Annotated in this window: 17 protein-coding genes; 1 reads left to right on the top strand and 16 read right to left on the bottom strand. The window is 65.9% G+C overall.

Annotated features, from left to right (window positions below):
• Positions 1–54: 54 nt before the first annotated feature.
• The 6 genes from AB4Y44_RS09370 to AB4Y44_RS09345 form a co-directional block, all read right to left on the bottom strand.
• Positions 55–1170: a sugar ABC transporter substrate-binding protein gene (locus AB4Y44_RS09370; protein WP_342920750.1), complete on the bottom strand. Its 1116-nt coding sequence runs from the start codon at positions 1168–1170 to the stop codon at positions 55–57.
• A 126-nt stretch (positions 1171–1296) separates the two neighbouring features.
• Positions 1297–1932, bottom strand: a complete 636-nt coding sequence (locus tag AB4Y44_RS09365) for a class II aldolase/adducin family protein (protein ID WP_368687115.1) — start codon at positions 1930–1932, stop codon at positions 1297–1299.
• A gap of 71 nt (positions 1933–2003) precedes the next feature.
• Positions 2004–3080 carry an S-methyl-5-thioribose-1-phosphate isomerase gene (gene mtnA / locus AB4Y44_RS09360; RefSeq protein ID WP_368699303.1) on the bottom strand — a complete coding sequence of 359 codons (1077 nt, stop codon included), beginning with the start codon at positions 3078–3080 and terminating at the stop codon, positions 2004–2006.
• 60 nt (positions 3081–3140) lie between these two features.
• Positions 3141–4400 (bottom strand): S-methyl-5-thioribose kinase, encoded by a 1260-nt coding sequence (mtnK, locus tag AB4Y44_RS09355; protein WP_368699302.1) that lies wholly within the window; start codon positions 4398–4400, stop codon positions 3141–3143.
• Positions 4401–4436: 36 nt separating this feature from the next.
• Entirely contained in the window at positions 4437–5126 is a 690-nt protein-coding gene (locus tag AB4Y44_RS09350) for a GntR family transcriptional regulator (protein ID WP_342920753.1), read from the bottom strand.
• A gap of 138 nt (positions 5127–5264) precedes the next feature.
• Positions 5265–6032: a MarC family protein gene (locus AB4Y44_RS09345; RefSeq protein ID WP_368699301.1), complete on the bottom strand. Its 768-nt coding sequence runs from the start codon at positions 6030–6032 to the stop codon at positions 5265–5267.
• A gap of 101 nt (positions 6033–6133) precedes the next feature.
• Between AB4Y44_RS09345 and AB4Y44_RS09340 the strand changes: the two genes are divergently transcribed.
• On the top strand, positions 6134–7213 hold the full coding sequence (locus AB4Y44_RS09340) for a serine hydrolase (RefSeq protein ID WP_368699300.1): 1080 nt from the start codon (positions 6134–6136) through the stop codon (positions 7211–7213).
• A gap of 20 nt (positions 7214–7233) precedes the next feature.
• On the opposite strand, the gene AB4Y44_RS09335 is transcribed toward AB4Y44_RS09340, so the two are convergent.
• The 10 genes from AB4Y44_RS09335 to AB4Y44_RS09290 form a co-directional block, all read right to left on the bottom strand.
• Positions 7234–7851, bottom strand: a complete 618-nt coding sequence (locus AB4Y44_RS09335; RefSeq protein ID WP_368699299.1) for a histidine phosphatase family protein — start codon at positions 7849–7851, stop codon at positions 7234–7236.
• A 183-nt stretch (positions 7852–8034) separates the two neighbouring features.
• Positions 8035–9156, bottom strand: coding sequence for a porin (locus AB4Y44_RS09330; protein WP_368699298.1), 1122 nt, complete (start codon positions 9154–9156; stop codon positions 8035–8037).
• A 112-nt stretch (positions 9157–9268) separates the two neighbouring features.
• Positions 9269–10552 (bottom strand): MFS transporter, encoded by a 1284-nt coding sequence (locus AB4Y44_RS09325; RefSeq protein ID WP_368699297.1) that lies wholly within the window; start codon positions 10550–10552, stop codon positions 9269–9271.
• 91 nt (positions 10553–10643) lie between these two features.
• A complete protein-coding gene (locus AB4Y44_RS09320; RefSeq protein WP_368699296.1) occupies positions 10644–12299 on the bottom strand; it encodes a GMC family oxidoreductase in 1656 nt (551 codons plus the stop codon).
• Positions 12296–13726, bottom strand: coding sequence for an aldehyde dehydrogenase family protein (locus AB4Y44_RS09315; protein ID WP_368699295.1), 1431 nt, complete (start codon positions 13724–13726; stop codon positions 12296–12298). Before AB4Y44_RS09315 ends, AB4Y44_RS09320 begins: the two co-directional genes overlap by 4 nt.
• A gap of 48 nt (positions 13727–13774) precedes the next feature.
• A complete protein-coding gene (locus AB4Y44_RS09310; RefSeq protein WP_342920760.1) occupies positions 13775–14671 on the bottom strand; it encodes a TauD/TfdA family dioxygenase in 897 nt (298 codons plus the stop codon).
• A 183-nt stretch (positions 14672–14854) separates the two neighbouring features.
• Entirely contained in the window at positions 14855–15643 is a 789-nt protein-coding gene (locus AB4Y44_RS09305; protein WP_342920761.1) for an enoyl-CoA hydratase/isomerase family protein, read from the bottom strand.
• A 63-nt stretch (positions 15644–15706) separates the two neighbouring features.
• Positions 15707–16840, bottom strand: coding sequence for an acyl-CoA dehydrogenase family protein (locus AB4Y44_RS09300; protein ID WP_368699294.1), 1134 nt, complete (start codon positions 16838–16840; stop codon positions 15707–15709).
• A 9-nt stretch (positions 16841–16849) separates the two neighbouring features.
• Positions 16850–18046 carry an acyl-CoA dehydrogenase family protein gene (locus AB4Y44_RS09295; RefSeq protein WP_368699293.1) on the bottom strand — a complete coding sequence of 399 codons (1197 nt, stop codon included), beginning with the start codon at positions 18044–18046 and terminating at the stop codon, positions 16850–16852.
• 22 nt (positions 18047–18068) lie between these two features.
• Positions 18069–19217: an acyl-CoA dehydrogenase family protein gene (locus AB4Y44_RS09290; RefSeq protein WP_342920764.1), complete on the bottom strand. Its 1149-nt coding sequence runs from the start codon at positions 19215–19217 to the stop codon at positions 18069–18071.
• Between the last annotated feature and the right edge of the window lie 13 nt (positions 19218–19230).

Genomic DNA, 19230 nt, shown 5'->3' with positions numbered 1-19230 from the left:
TCATCCCGGGCGCCGGCGCACGCGTCGCGCACAGCCGGCGCTTACGACCGCCCGTTACTGCTTGACTTCGAGAGCCCACAGACCGTATTGCTTCGCGCCTTCCGAATCGATGTTGGACTTGTCGATCAGATAGGTCGGCCACGCGTAGTTCGCGGGCACGTCTTTCTTCGCCTCATAGTCGGTGATGAACGTCATCGCCTTGGCGGACATGCCGATCGGGTTCTGCGAGATCGTCGCGTCCTGCTTGCCCGCGCGGATCGCCGAAAGCGCCTGCGCCGTGCCGTCCGCGCCGATCACCATGATGTGGCCTGGGTCGCCGAGCGGCTTGTAGCGGCCCGCATTGTCGATGGCTTTTTCCGCGCCGACCGTGTTGTCGTCGTTCGCGCCGAATACCGCGTCGATCTGCGGATACTTCTGCAGAATGCTCGTCATCGCGTTGAGCGACTTCTCCTGATCGAAGCCGCCTTCCTGGCGCGCGACGACCTTGATGTCGGGATACTTCGCGATCTCTTCCGAGAAGCCCTTCTCGCGATCGGTCGCCGCCGTGGTGCCGATGAGGCCGATCAGATCGACCACGTTGCCCTTGGGCGAGCCGTAACGCTTGCTCAACTGGTCGGCGATCCACTTCGCGCCGGTGGCGCCGAGCGCTACGTTGTCCGAGGCGACGAACGAGGTCACCTTGCCGCCGTCCGAACCCCGGTCGAGCATGAAGACCGGCACGTTCATCGAATTGGCCTTCTCGACCGCCGGGATGATCGCCTTCGAATCGATCGGATTGAGCACGATCGCCTGCACGCCCTGGCTCAGCAGATTGAGCGTGTCGTTGACCTGCTGCTGCGCGTCGCCGTTCGCGTTGGTCTGCACGAGATCGAAGCCCTGCTTTTCCGCGCCGCGCTCCACACCGTTCTTCAGGCCGACGAAGAACGCGTTATTGAGCGTGGCGATCGAGAAGCCGACCTTGACCTTCGTGACGGCCGGCGCCGCCGCCGCGGCCTGCGCCGGCGCACTCGCGGCGGCGGCGTCGGACGCGGCCGCCGTGGTCGAGGGCGACTCGCTCTTCGAGCAGCCTGCCAGCATTGCCGCGGCGGCGAACATCGTCACGCCGGCCGTGGCTCCCATGCGCGCGCTGCGCGCCACCCATCTGTCGAACCCTGCTGAACTCCACGCCATCACCGTCTCCTGTCTTTGATCTGCTGGTTTTTGACTGACCTGCGAACCGCCAACCGACTGCGTAATCGTGTTTACCGTGTGTGCTGTGCATTGCAACGACTGCCTGGACGCGAGCGCGCGCGCGTATTACCTGCGCGGGCCGTAGCCCTTGAACTTCTCGATGACTTCCTCCATTTGCGCGTCGGAAAGCAGCGGCGGCTCCCCGAGCTGGCAGGCCAGCAAATACTGCCTGGCGAGCACCTCCACCTCGTTCGCCAGCCACAACGCCCGCGCGAGATCGCGGCCGAGCGCGATGACGCCGTGATGCGCGAGCAGGCACGCGAGCCGCTCGTCGAGCGCTTCGAGCGCGTGATCGGAGAGCGCCTGGCTGCCGAAGGTCGCATACGGCGCGCAGCGAATCGAATTGCCGCCCGCCGCTGCCACCATGTAGTGATGCGCGGGTATGCCGCGACTGTGAATCGCGAGCGCCGTCGCGGCCTGCGAATGCGTATGGACCACGGCGTTCACGTCAGCGCGCGCACGCAGGATGTCGCGATGAAAACGCCACTCCGACGAGGGGCGTTGTGCTTCGAAGAGCGGATCGTCGTCGCGCACGTCGAGCGGCATCCAGACGATGCGCTCACGCGTGAGCGCGGCGCTCGGCACGCCGCTCGGCGTCACCAGGAGTCCGTCATGCCAGCGCGCACTCACGTTGCCCGACGTGCCCTGATTGATGCCGAGGCGCTCCATCTCGCGCGCTGTATCGACGATCTGCTGGCGCATTTCGGTTTCCGCGCGCGCGTCGCGTGCGCGTTCCGCCGTCTCGCCCGCACGGCGGCCATCGCTCGCGCCGCTCACAGTGCCGCTCCGGTCGCGAACAGCGCGGCAAGACTGGCCTCGAAGGGCGCGCGCACGATGCCCCGCTCCGTCACGATGCCGGTCACGAGCGTATGGGGCGTGACGTCGAACGCAGGGTTGCGCACCTGAATGCCCTCGGGCGCGGTCCGTTGCCCCGCGAGATGCGTCACCTCCGCGGAGCCGCGCTCCTCGATCACGATGTCTGCGCCGCTGGCGGTGCGCAAATCCAGCGTGGACGACGGACACGCCACATAAAAGGGAATGCCGAAGTGCTTCGCCGCGATCGCCACGCCGAGCGTGCCGATCTTGTTCGCGACGTCGCCGTTCGCGGCCACGCGATCCGTGCCGACGATCACGAGGTCGATAAGCCCTTGGGCCATCAGGGTCGGCGCCATGCTGTCGGTGATCAGCGTGACGTCGAGCCCCGCCTGCTGCAGTTCGTAAGCGGTGAGCCGCGCGCCTTGCAGGAGCGGTCGCGTCTCGTCCGCATAGACGCGAAACGCCACGCCGTCGCGATGCGCGCAATAGAGCGGCGCGGTCGCCGTGCCGATGCCCGCCGTGGCCAGCGCACCGGCATTGCAGTGCGTGAGCACGCCGCTGCCGGCCGCGATCAGCGTGCGCCCGGCTGCGCCGATGCGCGCGCACAGCTCGATATCCTCTTGATGTATACGCGTCGCCTCGGCAACGAGCGTTTCATATAGCGCCGCGCCCGTCGCGCCGGACTCGGCGCGTGCGTGTGAGAGCATCCGCTCGAGCGCCCAGCGCAAATTCACCGCGGTGGGCCGCGCGCTGTCCAGATACGCGGCGTGCGCTGCGAGACGGGCGAGGAACGTATCGCGCGAATCGGTTGGTTCGTGCCGCATCGCCACACACAGGCCATAGGCGGCCGCCACGCCGATCGCCGGTGCGCCGCGAACGCGCAGCTCGTGGATCGCGCGCCAGACCGCCTCGACACTGTCCACGGCCTCGACCACGCATTCGCGCGGCAAACGTGTCTGGTCGAGCAGATAAAGGGCGTCGTCGCGCCACTCGATGGTGGGCGGAAGACTCGATTGCTGCGCCTGCAACGTCATACGTTCTCCGTCGATGCCGGTTGTCCGGGCGCTGCCGCTCATGCGGCAGCCTGTATTCGTTTAAACCGATTCGGTGAGCACCTGTGCGGCCAGCGCCGTGACCGCCTCGATCGACGCCAGCTCGCGCCGCCGTACCAGCAGCGCTTCGGCGAGCTTCAGGCAGCGCACTTCCACGCGCGCGCGCACCGCATCGTCCTTGATGCTCGTAATTTCCGCCACCTTCGCCATGCCGACGATGCGGCGGATCATCTTGCAGCCCGCGAAACCGAGCGTATCGGCGAAGAGGCGATTGATGAAATCGTCGCGGAAGACCTCCGCCGCACGCGTGCCCGCCGGGCCGCCGATATACGCGTGGCCGGTCTCGCGCTCGTGCAGCCGCCAGATCTGCGCGAACTTCTGCGCGAAGGCGTTCCACACGGCCTCCACCTGCTCGAGCAGCCAGCCCTGGTAGGCTGCCGGGTCGCGTCCTGCCTCGCGGTCGTGCCAGTCGCGCGCGTAATACGCCAGCAGCAGGTTCGCAATGAACGCGCCCGTGTCGAAGCCCATCGGCCCATAGAACGCGAACTCGGGGTCGATCACATACGTCTCGTGCTCGTTCGCCATGATCGAGCCCGTATGCAGGTCGCCGTGCACGAGCGTTTCCGCATGATTCATGAAAGCCCACTTCATCTCGCCTGCCGCGAGCCGTAGCGGCTCGTGCGTGCGCAGCCGTTCGATCGCAGCCGCGGGCAGCGCGGGGCTGTAGACATTCGAGGGATGATCTTCGAATGGAAACGTGAAGACGAGTTCCTCGGTAATCTTGCACAATTCGGTGTTGATGTCGCCGCCGACGGCCGCTTTCTTGGCATCCGGCGCAAGATAGAGATCGGAGCCGTGAAAGAGCGTGCGGGCCAGAAACGTGGAAATGTGATCGGCGAGCCGCGGATACACGATGCCGTCGATCAGCCCCCCGCGCAGCACACGATGCGAATCGAGCCGCTGCATCACCATCAGGAACTTCTCGCTATCCGCGTGGAAGACGCTCGGCACGTGCTCGGGGCACAGCGCGCCGAAGCGGCGCAACGCCGCCACTTCGCGCTCCATGCGCTCGCGCGGCAAGGGCCATGCCTCGCCCACCAGCCGCAGGTACGGCGGCGCCTGTTTCACCACGACGCTCAGGCGCGGGTCGCGCGTGCTGCTCACGAAGTAGACGTAGTTCAGATTGCCGTCGCCCACTTCGACGACCTGCAACTCCCTGTCGTCGCCAAGCCTTGCGCAAACGGCCGGAACGCCCAGCAGATAGTCGGTCAATTCGGCAGAACTGAAAGCTTCGAAGTGCATACGTTCTTCCTGTCCGGAAATGGGCCGCCGGCCCGCCTAACGTCGCTTGCGCACGAGATCGAACTTGAAAATGCTGGCGTTGTAATAGTCGTTGCTGTAGCAGACCGCGCGGCCGGTCTCGTCGAAATCCACTTCGTCGATCAGCAGGAACATGCCGATGTTCTCCTGCAGTTCCGGCAAATCCCGCGGGGTGAGAACGGTCGGCTGGATCGAACTATGGGTGTGGGAGAGCCGCACGCCCGCGCGCTCCAGCGTGCCGAACAGCGACTCGCCCAGTTCCTGCCCTTCGAGCAGCGCCTTGGGCACGATGTCGATGCAGTAAGCGGCGATCGCATCGTCGGCACGCCGCACGCGTTCGAAGCGCACGCACGGATCGCCTTCGGCGAGGCCGAGCTTTTGCGCGAGGCTGCCCGAAGCCGCGATCGTCCTCACCTGCAAGCGGCTCGTGGAAGGCACCGCACCGACACTGCGTATCATGTCCGTCACAGACATCAGATCATCCAGACCGCCTTGCAGCTTGAGCGTGATTTGTCTGACGAAGGTCCCCTTGCCGTGAACGCGCGTGAGCAGACCGTGGGAAATCATCTGCGCGACTGCCTCGCGCAAGCTGGAGCGGCCCACGCCCAACAACTCGCAAAGCTCCGGCTCCGGGGGGATTTGATCGCCCGGCTTGAGCGAGCGCTCGCGGATCATTTCCAGCAGCGAATCCTGGATTCGCTCGCACATCGACTGATCGACGCTCAGGCGCATGGCTTCCGCAAGATTGCGTGGTTGGCTACATTGGGCTCCAATCTACATCAGACGTCTGATGTTATGGGCTCGTGGTTTTCCCTTTCATGCGGCGCAACATGGCGACGGCTGCGGTTATTTAACGCTCACCGAAAGCGGCACCGACTCGAGCAGATCCTCGATCCCGAGCCACAGGATCTGCAGGCCGATGCACAGCAGCACGAAGGCGAGCAGGCGCATGAGCACCTCGGTCCCGACCGGCCCGAGCCGCCTGCCGACATGGCCCGCGAAACGCACACAGAGATAGATGCAGCAGCAAAGAACGATCAAGGCGAGCAGCACGCCGACGACATTGACGAGTTGCACGTGACCGCGCGGCCGGCCCGTGCCCAGCGCAATCGCGACCGCGATCGAACCCGGCCCGACGGTAACCGGCAGCGTGAGCGGATAAAACGCCATGGCGCGCAGCGTCGCCTGGCGCGCCGAATCCGGCGGCGTCTGCGATTGTGCCGCCTCCGCGCCATCGGGCGATTTGTGCAGCAGGTTCCAGCCGGCAAAAGCGATGACCAGCCCGCCCGCCACCCGCAACACCGGGATCGATATGCCGAAGAACGAGAGCACGCCCCGAGCAGAATAAACAGGCTGTTGATGGCAATGATCCGCGCGAGAAAGGCGCGTTCGCTGGCCGTCGCATGCGGCAGCATGCTCAGTACGATGAACCCCGCCGCGGGCGGATTGATAACGGGAAAGAGTCCTGCGAAGACGAGCAGGAAGGTGTCGGAGAGTTGATTGAGCATCCCTGTTCCCCCTTGGCATCACGGAGTATACGGACCCGCTCGCCGCCCGTTCAATACGACGATGGTCCCACTGGGTGACGATTATGGAACCGGAATGGAACTTCATCGGCCGATGCGGCTCGAACAATGCCGCCAGAATCTCGACGCGCGCCGCGCAGACCCAACGTACAAGCCCATCTGTCGATGCCTTTCGCTTCCCGACTTCGATTGCTGCCCAGCCTGCTCGCCCTGATCGTCGCGGGCCTCGCGGCCGGCGCGGCTCCGGTCTGCGCCCATGCAGTTGCTCATCACACCGCGGCAGAAAGAACCGTTCACGCCACGCCCAAAAAGAAAAAGAAAGTCGCGCACAAGGCCAAGCCCGCGCACCGTTCGATGCCCGCTGATGCGCCCTCCACCAAGCTCTCCGGGACGAAGCGCCGCACCAAACGCGCGAAGCCCAGACACGGCCCGCCGCGGGCGCCGCATCACGCCGCGCACGCGGGCGCCAAAAGCGCGCACGCCCCTCGCCTGCTCGCCCGCTGCGGCTTTACACCGGCATCGCGCAAGCAGCTCTTTTCGCATGCGATCTACGTCGTCGACGAAAACACCCACACGCCGCTCTACGCGCGCCATGCCGACACGGTGGCGCCCATCGCATCGGTGTCGAAGCTCATGACGGCCATCGTCTGGCTCGATAGCGCGCATGCGCCGCTGCAACAGCGGCTTTCGGTCACGACCGCCGATCTCGACACGCTCAAGTTCACGCATTCGCGCCTCGGCGTGGGAGCCTCGCTCACCCGCGCGAACATGCTGCACGTTGCGCTGATGTCCTCGGAAAACCGTGCGGCTTCGGCGCTCAGCCGCGACTATCCGGGCGGCCAGCCTGCGTTCATCGCGGCCATGAACGCGAAAGCGCAGCGTCTTGGCATGAAGCACACGCATTTCGTCAACGCGACGGGGCTGTCGCCGCAGAACGTCTCAACCGCGCGCGAGCTGGCGAGCCTCGTGCGTGCAGCCAATGGCTACCCGCTGATTCGCCGCTATTCGATCGACCATCAGGAACGCGTGACCACGGGCCGCGGGCAGTTGCAGTATGTGAACAGCAATCGGCTGGTGCGCTACGGGCAGGTGCGCGCGAGCGTGCAGAAAACCGGCTTCATCAACGAGTCCGGCCACAATATGGTGATGCGCGTGATGGTGCACGGCCGGCGGCCCGTGATCGTCACGATGCTAGGGAGCGCGACGCCCGAGGGTTCGCGCCTGGACGGCGTGCGAATCGCGCACTGGCTGTCGTGCTCTTTGCGCTGAGCGTGCGTGACAGCGCGTCTTCACATCAACGCCCTGCGCTCGCCGAGCGCATTCCAGCGGCGGATGGCGCGGCTTTCGTGGTCGAAGCCGAGAATGCTGACCGAAGCCGTGTCGAGATACAGATGCTCGCCGAGCGCCGCCGAACCGGAAGCCCAGCAGCCCCCCAACGCGCGCAGGAAATGCGCGTGCGAAAAAAGCGCCACGCGGCCCCGCATCGCCAGCAGCCCCTCGATCACTGCCGCGGCGCGCGCCTGAACCCGCGCGAGATCCTCGCCATGCGCAATGGGCGAATGCCACACGCTCCAGTCGGGTTCGGTCTTGCGGATATCCGCTGTCTTGAGGCCTTCGTAAATCCCGTAGTCCCACTCGTGCAAGTCGGCCGAAATCGTCATCTCGTCGCCGAGTCCCGCAAGCTGGCACGTCTCGATGGCGCGCGCCATCGGGCTGCACAGCACCGCGTCGAAGCGCTGTGCGGCGAGCGACGGCGCCAGCGAGCGCGCCTGCTCGCGCCCGTGCCCGGTGAGCGCGATATCGGTGCGGCCGGTGTGCTGCCCGGAGAGGCTCCATTCCGTTTCACCATGACGGATCAACCAGACTTCGCGCAGTCCGGAGGACACACTGGCAGGATTGGCAGACATCGGGAACTCCACGTTCGTGCCCCGCGCGGGACACGCGGGATGTCCCCAGCATACCTGTTTTGGGGGCATCTGGCCGTGCCGCTACCCTGTTGTTCCACATGGCAAAATGAAGGCATATCGAAAGCGACGAGGCTGTCATGCCGCACCGCCTCGTCATTCATTTGCAGTCCGTAGTAACCGGCTTCAGAAAAGATGCGAGATACCGAGTACGGCAAGCGTTTGCGACGATTGCGGGGCCGTGACCGAAATGCCGGGCCAGCTCATCGTCGCCTGGCCGTGGTTCTTCAGATACCCCGCGCGTGCGTACAGGCTCGTGCGCTTCGATATCTGCCGATCGTAGCCAAGCTCGATGCCGAGCGTTTCGTCGTTGACGCCGTGTATGTTGCGCTGAATACCGGCGATCTGGATCGCGTCGAACGAGGTGGCCTGAATCGTCGCGCCAACCTCCGTCACGTTATACGCATGCGCGGAGCCGAGCGCGGCCGCGAGAGAATGCGTGGGCGGTGTCTTCGGCCTCGCATAGGAATAATTCGCCTGCAGGTTGACAATGCCGATACGGTAGGCGAGCGCCGCCGTGTAATGCTCCGTGCCCACGAGCGTAAGGGCGGCCGGCAGGCCCGGCACGGTTTCCGTGCCTGCATGTTCGTTCATGTAGGCCAGGCCGACGAAGAGGCCATAGCCGGTATAGGTCGCGGAAACGTCGAGAATGTTGCCCGTGGTCGCCGGCACCGGCTGCGTGACGGTCGCAGCGAATCCATACATGGCGTTGAGCTGGAACCCGGCCAGTTTCGGCGAGACATACAGGATCGAGTTGCTCGTGCGGCCCGCGGCGTACTGCGTGGAGAGCGTATTGCGATCGGTCGCGAGCACGGCGGCCGATAGCGGCGAAAGCACCTCGTTGGCGCGAAACGGATCGCTCGGGTAGACGGCCCGGAAGCTCGGCTGGTACTGCCTGCCGAACGTGAGCGCGCCGTAGTCGCCGTGTGCCACGCCGACCCACGCCTGGCGATAGAACAAGGCGGTCGTGTCCGCAAAACCCGCGCCGTTGTTGATGTTGTAGCCGTTTTCAAGCGCGAAATTGGCCTTGAACCCGTTGCCCAGGTCTTCGGAACCCTTCAGGCCGAACATCGAGCCCGTCGAACCGCCGCTGCGCTGGGAAACCGACGCAGTGCCGCCGTTGTTCAGGTACTGGAAGAACGTGTCGGCCACACCGTAGAGCGTCACACTCGTCTGGGCGCAAGCGGCGCTCGCGGCCATTGCGAACATCGCGCCCATCACACCCTGGCTAATCAGCTTCAAACGCATGCATGTCTCCTCTTCTGTTGTCGGTATCCGCTCGTTGGCGGAATGGATCGCACTGCGAATTACCAAAGAACCCGTCCCAATAAAGCTTCCGGTTGAATCGGGTACACGAACCTCAGCGCGTCTCGCGGCCCTCCTTTGCGGGCTGCAGCCACAGAAAGCCCGCCATGCCCGCTACGGCAAGCAGCGCGCCCATTGCGCCGAAACCCGCTTCGTAGCCGCGTGGGCCCGCCGTCGAAGCGACGAGGTGTCCCATGAGCGCCGGCGCGAACAAGCCGGCCGTCGTCGCGAGCGCATGAACGGTCGAGAGCATGGCTGCGCGGTTCGCGCCCGGCACGACTTCGGCCACGAGTTGCGGCCCGAACGTGAACGCCTGCGTGGCGAATGCGCAGGCCAGGCCCACCAGCGCCACCTTCGCGAGCGGCGGCCACGATGCAAACGAGACGCACAGCAAGATCCCGCCGACCGTGCAGCACGCGCTCACGAGCACGCCTCGCGCGATGCGCGTCGAGACGCTGCGCCTGAGCAGCGCGTGCGAGAGCGTGGCCAGCGCGAACCCCACCGGCACCTGCAAAAGCACCTGCAGACCGAACAGCCACCCTGCACGCGCGGGGGGCATGCCCAGCCCGAGGCGGAAATACACGGGCATCCACGTGATGCCGCAGGCGACGACCGCATAGCCCGCGAACGACTGGAACAGGACGGTCAGCACCGTGGCGCTGCCGAAGTGCGAGCGCAACACACGCCAGCCGGGCGTGACGGCGCGCGGGGCGGCCGCTGCCCGAACGCGCATCCGTGGCGCCCCCGCGAATCGCACCGCGAGCCATAGCGCGACCCACGCCACGCCGGCTACGCCGAGTGCGAGGAACGTGGCGCGCCAGTGCCAGCGCTGCTCGACATAGGTCAACGCGGGCCCGGCCAGCACGAGCCCCGCCGTCGCGCCGAGCTGCACGATCAGCGTAGGCAGGCTGCGCCGCCGGTCGTCGAAGGCCTCATAGGTCACGTGCATCGCGAGCGGCAACGCGGGGCCCTCGCCCGCGCCCAGCACGATGCGGCACAGCACGAGCGTCGCGAAGCTGGCTGGCCAGATCATCGGCAACTGCGCGGCCACCCAGACGAGCGCAAGCCCGGCGAGCAGCCACGTGGGATCGAGGCGGCCCGCGATCCAGCCGACGCCGATGGCCGACACGGCGAACAGCACAAAAAATGCGCTGCCGACGATGCCAAGCTGCGCCGGGCTCAATCCCATGTCCCGCATCATCGGCACCGCGACGAGCCCGACCACGGCTTTATCGGCGAAATTGAGCGCCATGAACAGAAACAGCGCGGCGACCGTGGCCCAGCCGTTACGCGCACGCGCAGCGTGCGTGGCGGCCACGGTTTGTTCGATCTGAAGCATGAGTCTTGACCTCGGGGTTCTAACGCGGCGCGTTTCGATTCGTTATCCAAATCAACCAGAAAGAAACTGAAAGCGTAACGACAGGCGCCGTCTACATGCCGGTGCGCATCAGGTCCGCCGCCTTTTCCGCGATCATGATTGCAGCGGCATTGGTATTTCCGCCCACGAGTGTCGGCATGATCGACGCGTCCACGACGCGCAGCCCCGTCACCCCGCGCACGCGCAACTGCGGATCGACGACCGATTGCGCATCGGCGCCCATGCGGCAGGTCCCCACCGGGTGATAGACCGTGTCGGCGTTGCGGCGCACGAACGCGCGGATCGCCTCGTCGCCCTCCGTCTCCCGCGCGATGTCGTCCGTGAACAATTCGCGGCCGCCATGGCGCGCGAGCGCGTGCTGCGCGAAGATCCGGCGCATCAGCTTCACGCCCGCGACCATGCCTTCCATATCGCGTTCGTCGGCGAGAAAACGCGGATCGATCGACGGGGCATCGTGCACGTGAGGCGAGCGCAATGTCACCGCGCCGCGGCTGTGCGGGCGCAGCACGCAGGCATGGCACGAGTAGCCATGTCCGCGCGGCGGCTTGCCTTCGCCGCGGTTGCCGAGCATCGCGGGCACGAAATGCAGTTGCAGGTCGGGTGCCGCGAGGCCCGGCGCACTCCGCACGAATGCGCCCGCCTCGGCGAGGTTCGACGTGACCATGCCGGTGCGCTCGCGCCGGTAGCGGTGAATCTCGCGCGCGAGCCGCATCAGGCCCGGCACGGAGCGCCCGAACAGCTCGGTCGACGCGACCTGCTTGTTCACGATGATGTCCAGATGGTCCTGCAGATTCTGGCCCACCTGCGGCGCGTCATACACGACCTCGATGCCGAATGCGCGCAGATGCGCCGCCGGTCCGACGCCCGAGGCCATGAGCAGTTGCGGGGAATGAAACGCTCCGGCGCTCGCCACGATCTCGCGGCGCACTCGCACGGTTTGCGCAACGCCGTCACGCCATATCTCGACCGCCGCGGCGCGCGCCCCTTCGAACACGATGCGCTGCGCCCGCGCCCCGGTCAGCACCGTGAGCCATTCGCGGCCGCCGTTGTGCGCCGTATCGCCGCGATAGCCGCCGTGCAGCCAGGCGCGCGCCGTGTTCCAGCGTTCGCCGTCACGTTGTGTGACCTGATAGAGGCCGACGCCCTCCTGGTCCACGCCATTGAAGTCGGGGTTCGGCTTCAGGCCCGCCTGCAATGCTGCTGCGATAAAGTGCTGCGAGAATGGATTAGGCGAGCGCAATTCGCTCACATGCAACGGGCCGCGCGAACCGTGAAAGCGATCGTCGTCACGGCCGGCGCAACGCTCGTTCGACTCGCTGCGGCGGAAATACGGCAGCACGTCTTCGTAGCCCCAGCCGGTACAGCCCGCTTTCGCCCACGCGTCGAAGTCCACGCGATGCCCGCGAATGTAGACCATGCCGTTGATCGACGAACTGCCGCCGAGACCCCGCCCTCGCGGCTGATACGAGCGGCGCCCGAGCAGGCCGGCTTGCGGCTCGGTATGAAACGCGTAGTTGCGTGGCCCTTCGCGCGGCACCGTGGCCGCGATACCGAGCGGCGCCCACACCGTATAGTGGTGATCGCTCGGTCCTGCTTCGATGAGCGCGACGCTCGCGCCGGCGCTTTCGGCAAGACGCGCGGCGATCGCGCAGCCCGCCGACCCCGCACCGATCACGACGTAGTCGAATTCCTGTGCGGGTCGGTTCATGCCGCGCAGCCCGTGATCTGCTTGTATTCGAGGAACTCGGCGAGACCATACGCGCCGTGCTCCCGACCATTGCCGGACGCCTTCATGCCGCCGAACGGCGCCGCGAGATCCATCTTGGCGCCGTTGATCTGCACGCTGCCCGCGCGAAGCCGTGCCGCCACGCGCCGAACGCGCGCCGCGTCGCCGGACCACACGTAGGCGGCGAGGCCATACGGCGTGTCGTTCGCGATCGCGACGGCCTCTTCCTCCGTATCGAACGGAAGGATCGCGAGCACCGGACCGAAGATCTCTTCACGCGCGATCGTCATGTCATTGCGCACGTCGGCGAACACGGTGGGCCGCGCGAAGAAACCGCGTGACAGGTGAGCGGGCCTGCCCTCGCCGCCCGCCACGAGACGCGCCCCCTCTTCGATGCCGATCGCGATCATCCGCAGGACTTTCTCGTACTGGGCTCGATTGGAAATCGGGCCGAGGATCGTGTCCGCCGCGGCCGGATCGCCGACCTTCAGCGCGTTGACCGCCGCGCAGGCGACTTCGATGGCCGCATCGTACTGGCTGCGTTGTACGAGCAGGCGCGTGGGCGCGATACAGGTTTGCCCCGAATTCAGCATGCAGGCCAGCACGCTCGCCTTCACCGCGGTCGGCAGATCGGCGTCTTCGAAGATGAGGCTGGGCGACTTGCCGCCCAGTTCCTGCGCCACGCGCTTGACCGTGCCCGCCGCGCTCGAGGCGACCTGCGCGCCCGCTCGCGTCGAGCCCGTGATCGACACCATGTCAATGTCGGGATGGCCGGACAGTGCCGCGCCCACTGTCGCGCCGTCGCCGTAGACCAGGTTGAATACGCCGGGCGGCACGCCCGCCTCGTCGACTATCTCTGCGAACAGACGCGCGTCGAGCGGTGCGATCTCCGAAGGCTTGAGCACGACCGTGCAGCCCGCCGCAAGCGCCGGCGCGACCTTGGCCGCGATCTGGTTGAGCGGCCAGTTCCACGGCGTGATGAGCGCGACCACGCCCACGGCTTCGCGCACGATCCCGGTCGTGCCGCGCCGCTCGGTGAATTCGAACGACTCCAGTGCGGCGCGCACGCTTTGCAGTTGTGCGAGGCCCACGCGCGCCTGAAGTTCGTGGCTCAACTTGATCGGCGCGCCAATTTCAGCGCTCACCGCACGCGCGAGTTCGTCATAGCGCGCGGTATAGCGCTCGATGATGCGCGTGAGGAGCGCCACGCGGCTCGCCACGCTCGTGGCCGACCACGCGGGCCACGCGGCGCGGGCCGCGGCAACGGAGCGCTCGACATCGGCGTGCGTGCCGAGGAGCACGGTTCCCGTCACCGCCTCCGTAACAGGACAGACCATCTCATGAACACTCGCCCCTGGCGCGGGCGCGACCCACTGGCCACCTATGTAGTACTGATCGATCTTGTGCACGTCTAACGGTTCCTGTCGATTGGGATGCGCAGTGAATTACCCGAGGCATCAGAACGGCTTGTCGCCGATGATCGTTGCGCGCATCATGCGCCGCACGGCCGGGAAATAGTCCTGGATCGCGTAGTGCTGGGTCGAGCGGTTGTCCCAGAACGCAATGGTGTTGGGCGCCCACCGCAGCCGAACCTGGTACTCGGGAATGGCGGCCTGGCGAAACAAATACTGGAGCAACTCGAGTTCGCCGTAGCGGAAATCGAAGCCCACGCGAAACGTGCCCGTGCTCAGAAAGTTGGCGAGATGGGTCGTGAAGCCTTCGTTCACGTACAGGATCTTTTCGCCGCTTTCCGGATGCGTGCGCACCACAGGATGAATCACGGCGGGGAATTTCACGCGATTTGCCGCGCGTTCCTCGGCCGACATGCGCGAGCCGAATGACGGCATGATGTCGTGCACGGCTTCGAGGTCGGCGATTTGCTCCTTCACGGCCTGCGGCAGATCCGCATAGGCCTTCGCCATGTTCACCCAGATCGTGTCGCCGCCGCTGCGCGGGCATTCCACGCAACGCAGCATCGACGCCATCGAGGGAATCTCGCGCCAGGACACGTCCGAGTGATAGATGTTCTCGCGTGCCTTCGCGGCCTGCGTGCCGCCCAGCAGGACAAGTTCGGGATGATCGGCGTGATGCTGGAACACGGGATGCACTTCGAGCTGACCGAACCGCCGGGCAAGTGCCACGTGCTGTACGGGCGTAATGTCCTGATCCCGGAAGAACAGCACCTTGTGCTGCACAAGCGCGTCGCGCAGCGCAGCGACAGTGGCGTCGTCCAGCGTGTCGCGCAGGTCGATGCCGCTCACTTCCGCACCGATGGCCGGCGAAACCGTGTCCAGCGTAAAGTGGGCGTGCGCAGGGGGCGGGCTCGCCTCGGGCGTGGCGATCGCGTTCGTCATGTCTTGTCTCCGTTGTTGGGTGCCGGCGTCGGGGCCGGCTCTTTCCGATAGGTGTTAACTTAGGGCTGACACAAATCGCTGTCGTGGTTCTAAAGCAGGAAGTGGCAGGCAGCGTGGGTGTGTGTCGCGGTGCTTCGAACGGAGCAAGGGTTTGCCCGCAGGCTCCTCCATTCGATCGTGCGCTCAGCCTTCGCGGTCGTTGCGTGGCCAGCGGAACAACGGCGCTTCCTTGCGCGCGAAGCGTGCCGCCGCCTCGCGCAGGTACGGGGAGGTCAACGCAATGGCCTGGACGCCTGCCTCCGCGTCGAGGAGCGCACCGAAGTCGCGTTCGAACGTCTGGGCGAGCAAACGCTTGGTCATCGCAAACGCATCCGGCGACTGCACGCTCATGGCAAGCGCTAGTTCGTGCGCTCGCGCGCCCAGCGCTTCGCCTGGTACCACCTCCAGCACGATGCCCAACGCGTGCGCTTCGCGCGCCGCAAGCTCGCGGGCCGAGTAAACGAGTTCGCGCGTGCGTTGCGTGCCGATGATGCGCGGCAGCGTATGCAACGCGCCCAGATCGGGCACGAGCCCCATCCGCGCAAAAGCGAGGCAAAAGCGCGCCCGCTCGCTCGCGACGATGAAGTCGGCCATCAACGCAATACTGAAACCCGCGCCGTACGCCACGCCATCCACCGCTGCGATCACCGGCTTGTCGAACGTCGCCAACGCGGCGCATGGCCGCTGGCTCTCGATCATGCGGCGGCGCACTGCGGCCGTATCGGCGGGGCCTTGCATCGCGCTCACGTCGCCGCCAGAGCAGAAATCGCTGCCTGCGCCGGTCAGGATCACCGCGCGCACCATGGTGTCGCAGCGCAATGCTTCGATGGCATCCGCGAACGCGGCGAGCGCCGCAGCGCTCATGGCGTTCTTGCGCTCGGCGTTGCCGAGTGTCAGCGTGGCTACGCCATTTTCAATGGTAGTACTGATCATTTATGGGGGAGTCGAACATTCGAAGAGGAACCGCCCCGCGTCATGCGGGGCGGCGTGTGAGGCTCAGTCGTCCATCGCCTCGACATAGCTCGCGAGATGATGGTCGATGTCGCCGAGGAGCGGATCGAACATCGTCAGGCGCTTGAAATAGTCGCCCACTTCCAGCTCGTCGGTCATGCCCATCCCACCGTGCAGCTGCACCGCCTGCTGACCAACGAAGCGCCCCGCCTCGGCGACGGTCACTTTTGCGGCGGCGAGCATGCGGCGGCGCTTGCGCGCATCGGGCTCGCCCAGTGCCTGCGCGGCGACGTAGGCCATGGAAAGCGCGAGCTCCTTGTGCATGAGCATGTCCGCCATGCGATGCTGAAGCGACTGGAACGCGGCGAGCGGCTGGCCGAACTGGCGGCGCGTGCGCAAATACTCGGCGGTGATCTCGATCAGGCGCTCCATCGCGCCCGCCGCTTCCGCGCACAGCGCCGCGATCCCGCAATCCACACCGTGCCCGAGTGCAACCACGCCTGCGCCGGGCGCGCCGATCAGGGCTTCCGCGCCCACTGCGACCGCCTCGAGCGATACGTCGGCGGCGCGCTGGCCGTCCATGGTCGGATAGCCGGCCACCCTCACGCCCCGGCTCTCGCGCGGAACAAGGAAGAGCGCGATGTCACCGGTGACCGCGTCACCCACGCGTGCGCTGACGATGTACGCATCCGCAGCCTCGCCATGCCAGACCAGCGCTTTCGCGCCATCGAGCACGTAGCCGCGCCCAACGGGCGTCGCGCGTGTGCCGACCGCATCGAGCCGGTAGCGCGACGCGGTTTCCGCGAAGGCCGGCACGACGACCTGCTGCCCCGTGGCGATCGCGCCCAGCCAGTGGTCCTGCTGCGCGGCGCTGCCGTATGCCGCGAGTATCGCGGTCGCCATGACGCTGCACGGGACGACCGGTTCGAGCACCAGCGCACACCCCAGTTCGCGTTGCACCACGAGCCGGCTCGCCGCGCCTTCGCCGAAGCCGCCGTATTCGGCGGGCGCCGTGAGGCCGAGCACGCCCATTTCCGCAAGCCGCGTCCAGATGGCGCGATCGAAGCTCGCGCCCTCGCGCGCGCGCCGGCGCCGTTGCGCGAACGTGTATTCGCTTTCGACGAAACGGCGCAGGCTATCCGCGAGCATTTGCTGCTCTTCGCTATACGTGAAGTCCATGTGCGTGTCCTAAAAGCCGATGATCATCCTGGCGATGATGTTCTTCTGCACCTCGGTCGCGCCGCCGTAAATCGAGGTCTTGCGCATGTCGAAATAGGTGGACGCAGCGGGCGCCGCCCATTGCGGCCCGCTCACGGGGGCATGCGCCCCGGGTTCGAGCCATTGCGGCGCGTACGGCCAGCCGTGCGGCCCGGCCACTTCCTGCTGAAGCATGGCGATGTCCTGCTGCAGTTCCGAGCCGCGAATCTTCACGATCGATGCCTCGGGGCCGGGCCCGCGCCCGCCGTCTGCCGTCGCCACGCGCAGCAGCAGCATTTCCAGCGCCATGAGGTTCATTTCGAGGCGGGCGATCTTGTCGCGCATGCGCGCGTCGTCGAGCATGCGGCCGCCCTTGCCGTCCGCGGCCTGTGCCGCGTAATGCTTCACCTGCCGCAACTCGCGATAGCAATGGCCGATGCCCGCAATCGCCGTGCGCTCGTGCCCGAGCAGATACTTCGCGTAAGTCCAGCCGCGATTCTCCTCGCCCACGAGATTTTCCACAGGCACTTCCACGTCCTCGAACCATGTCTCGTTCACGTCGTGACCGCCGTCGAGCGTGACGATCGGCCGGACGGTGACGCCCGGTGATTTCATGTCGATCAGCAACATCGAAATGCCTTCTTGCGGCTTCGCGTCGGAATCCGTTCTCACGAGGCAGAAGATCCAGTCCGCGAAATGCGCCATCGTGGTCCACGTTTTCTGGCCGTTCACGATGTACTTGTCGCCCTTGCGCACCGCGCGCGTTTTCAGCGAGGCGAGATCGGAGCCCGAACCGGGCTCGGAATAGCCCTGGCACCAGAAGTCGTCGACGTTCGGAATGCGCGGCAGGAAGCGCGCCTGCATCTGCGGGCTCGCGTACTTCATGATCACCGGGCCGATCATCGTGAGGCCGAACGGCAACAGACGCGGCGCGCCCGCGCCGAGCGTCTCGATCTCGAAGATCAGGCGCTGCAGCGCGTTCCAGCCCGTACCGCCGAATGACTTGGGCCAGGTGGGCGCACCCCAGCCATGCGCATTGAGGATGCGGTGCCAGCGCACGTAGTCGTCCTTCTCCACCCGCTGATGCGCGAGCACTTTCTCGCGGATATCGCCAGGCAGGTTCTCCCGCACGAACGCCCGCACTTCTTCGCGGAACGCCTGTTCCGCTTCGGTATAACGCAAATCCATCTGGTGCTCCCAAGTAGCGACGTCACAGCGCGCGGGCGATCAGTTCCTTCATGATTTCGTTGGAGCCGCCGAAGATCTTGCTCACGCGCGCATTCACGTAGAGCCGCGCGATCGGATACTCCATCATGTAGCCGTAGCCGCCGTGCAGTTGCAGGCATTCGTCGATGATTTCGCAGCTACGTTGCGTGCACCACCATTTCGCCATCGCGGCCGTTTCGGCGTCGAGTTCGCCGCGCAGCACCTTCGCCATGCAGTCGTCGATGAAGGTGCGCGCGATGGTCGCGTGGGTCTTGCACTCGGCGAGCTTGAAACGCGTGTTCTGCATGTCCAGCAGGCTCATGCCGAACACCTTGCGCTCGCGCACGTAGGCCGTGGTGACATCGAGTGCCTTTTCCATCGCGCTCAGCGCGCCGAGCGCGATGATCATGCGTTCCTGCGGCAGCTGCTGCATCAGCTGATAGAAGCCCTTACCCTCTTCCGTGCCGAGCAGGTTGGCGCACGGCACGCGCACGTCGTCGAAGAACAGCTCGGCGGTGTCCTGGCCTTTCTGCCCCATCTTTTCGAGTACGCGACCGCGCCGGAAGCCGGGCAGATCGCCCGTTTCCACGACGACGATCGACACGCCTTTCGCGCCCTGCGCGGGGGCCGTCTTGACGACCACGCAGATCAGGTCGGCGAGCAGGCCGTTCGAAATAAAGGTCTTCGAACCGTTGATGACATAGTGATCGCCGTCACGCACGGCACGCGTCTTGATGCTCTTGAGGTCCGATCCCGCGCCCGGCTCGGACATCGCGATCGCCGCCACGCGCTCGCCGCTCGCCATTTTCGGCAGCCACCTGTGCTTTTGCTCCTCGGTGCCGTAGCGCAGGATATAGTGCGCGACGATGCCGCTATGCACGTTCGTGCCGAGGCTCGACACCATCGCGCGCGACTGCTCGAGCGCGATGATGGCCTCGTGCGCGAAGGTGCCGCCACCGCCGCCGTATTCCTCGGGAATGCTCGCGCAGAGCATGCCGAACTCGCCGGCCTTGCGCCACACCTCGCGGTCCACGTGCTGCTGCTTCCACCAGCGCTCCTCGTGTGGCACGAGTTCGCGCTCGATGAACTTGCGGATCGAGTCCTGGAACAGCACGAGATCGTCCGTGATCCACGGACTGCGGTATTCAGCCATGTTCGACTCCTTC

This window comes from Paraburkholderia sp. BR10937, assembly GCF_040965695.1.
GTDB lineage: Bacteria > Pseudomonadota > Gammaproteobacteria > Burkholderiales > Burkholderiaceae > Paraburkholderia.
This window is presented reverse-complemented; position numbering and strand designations above follow the sequence as displayed.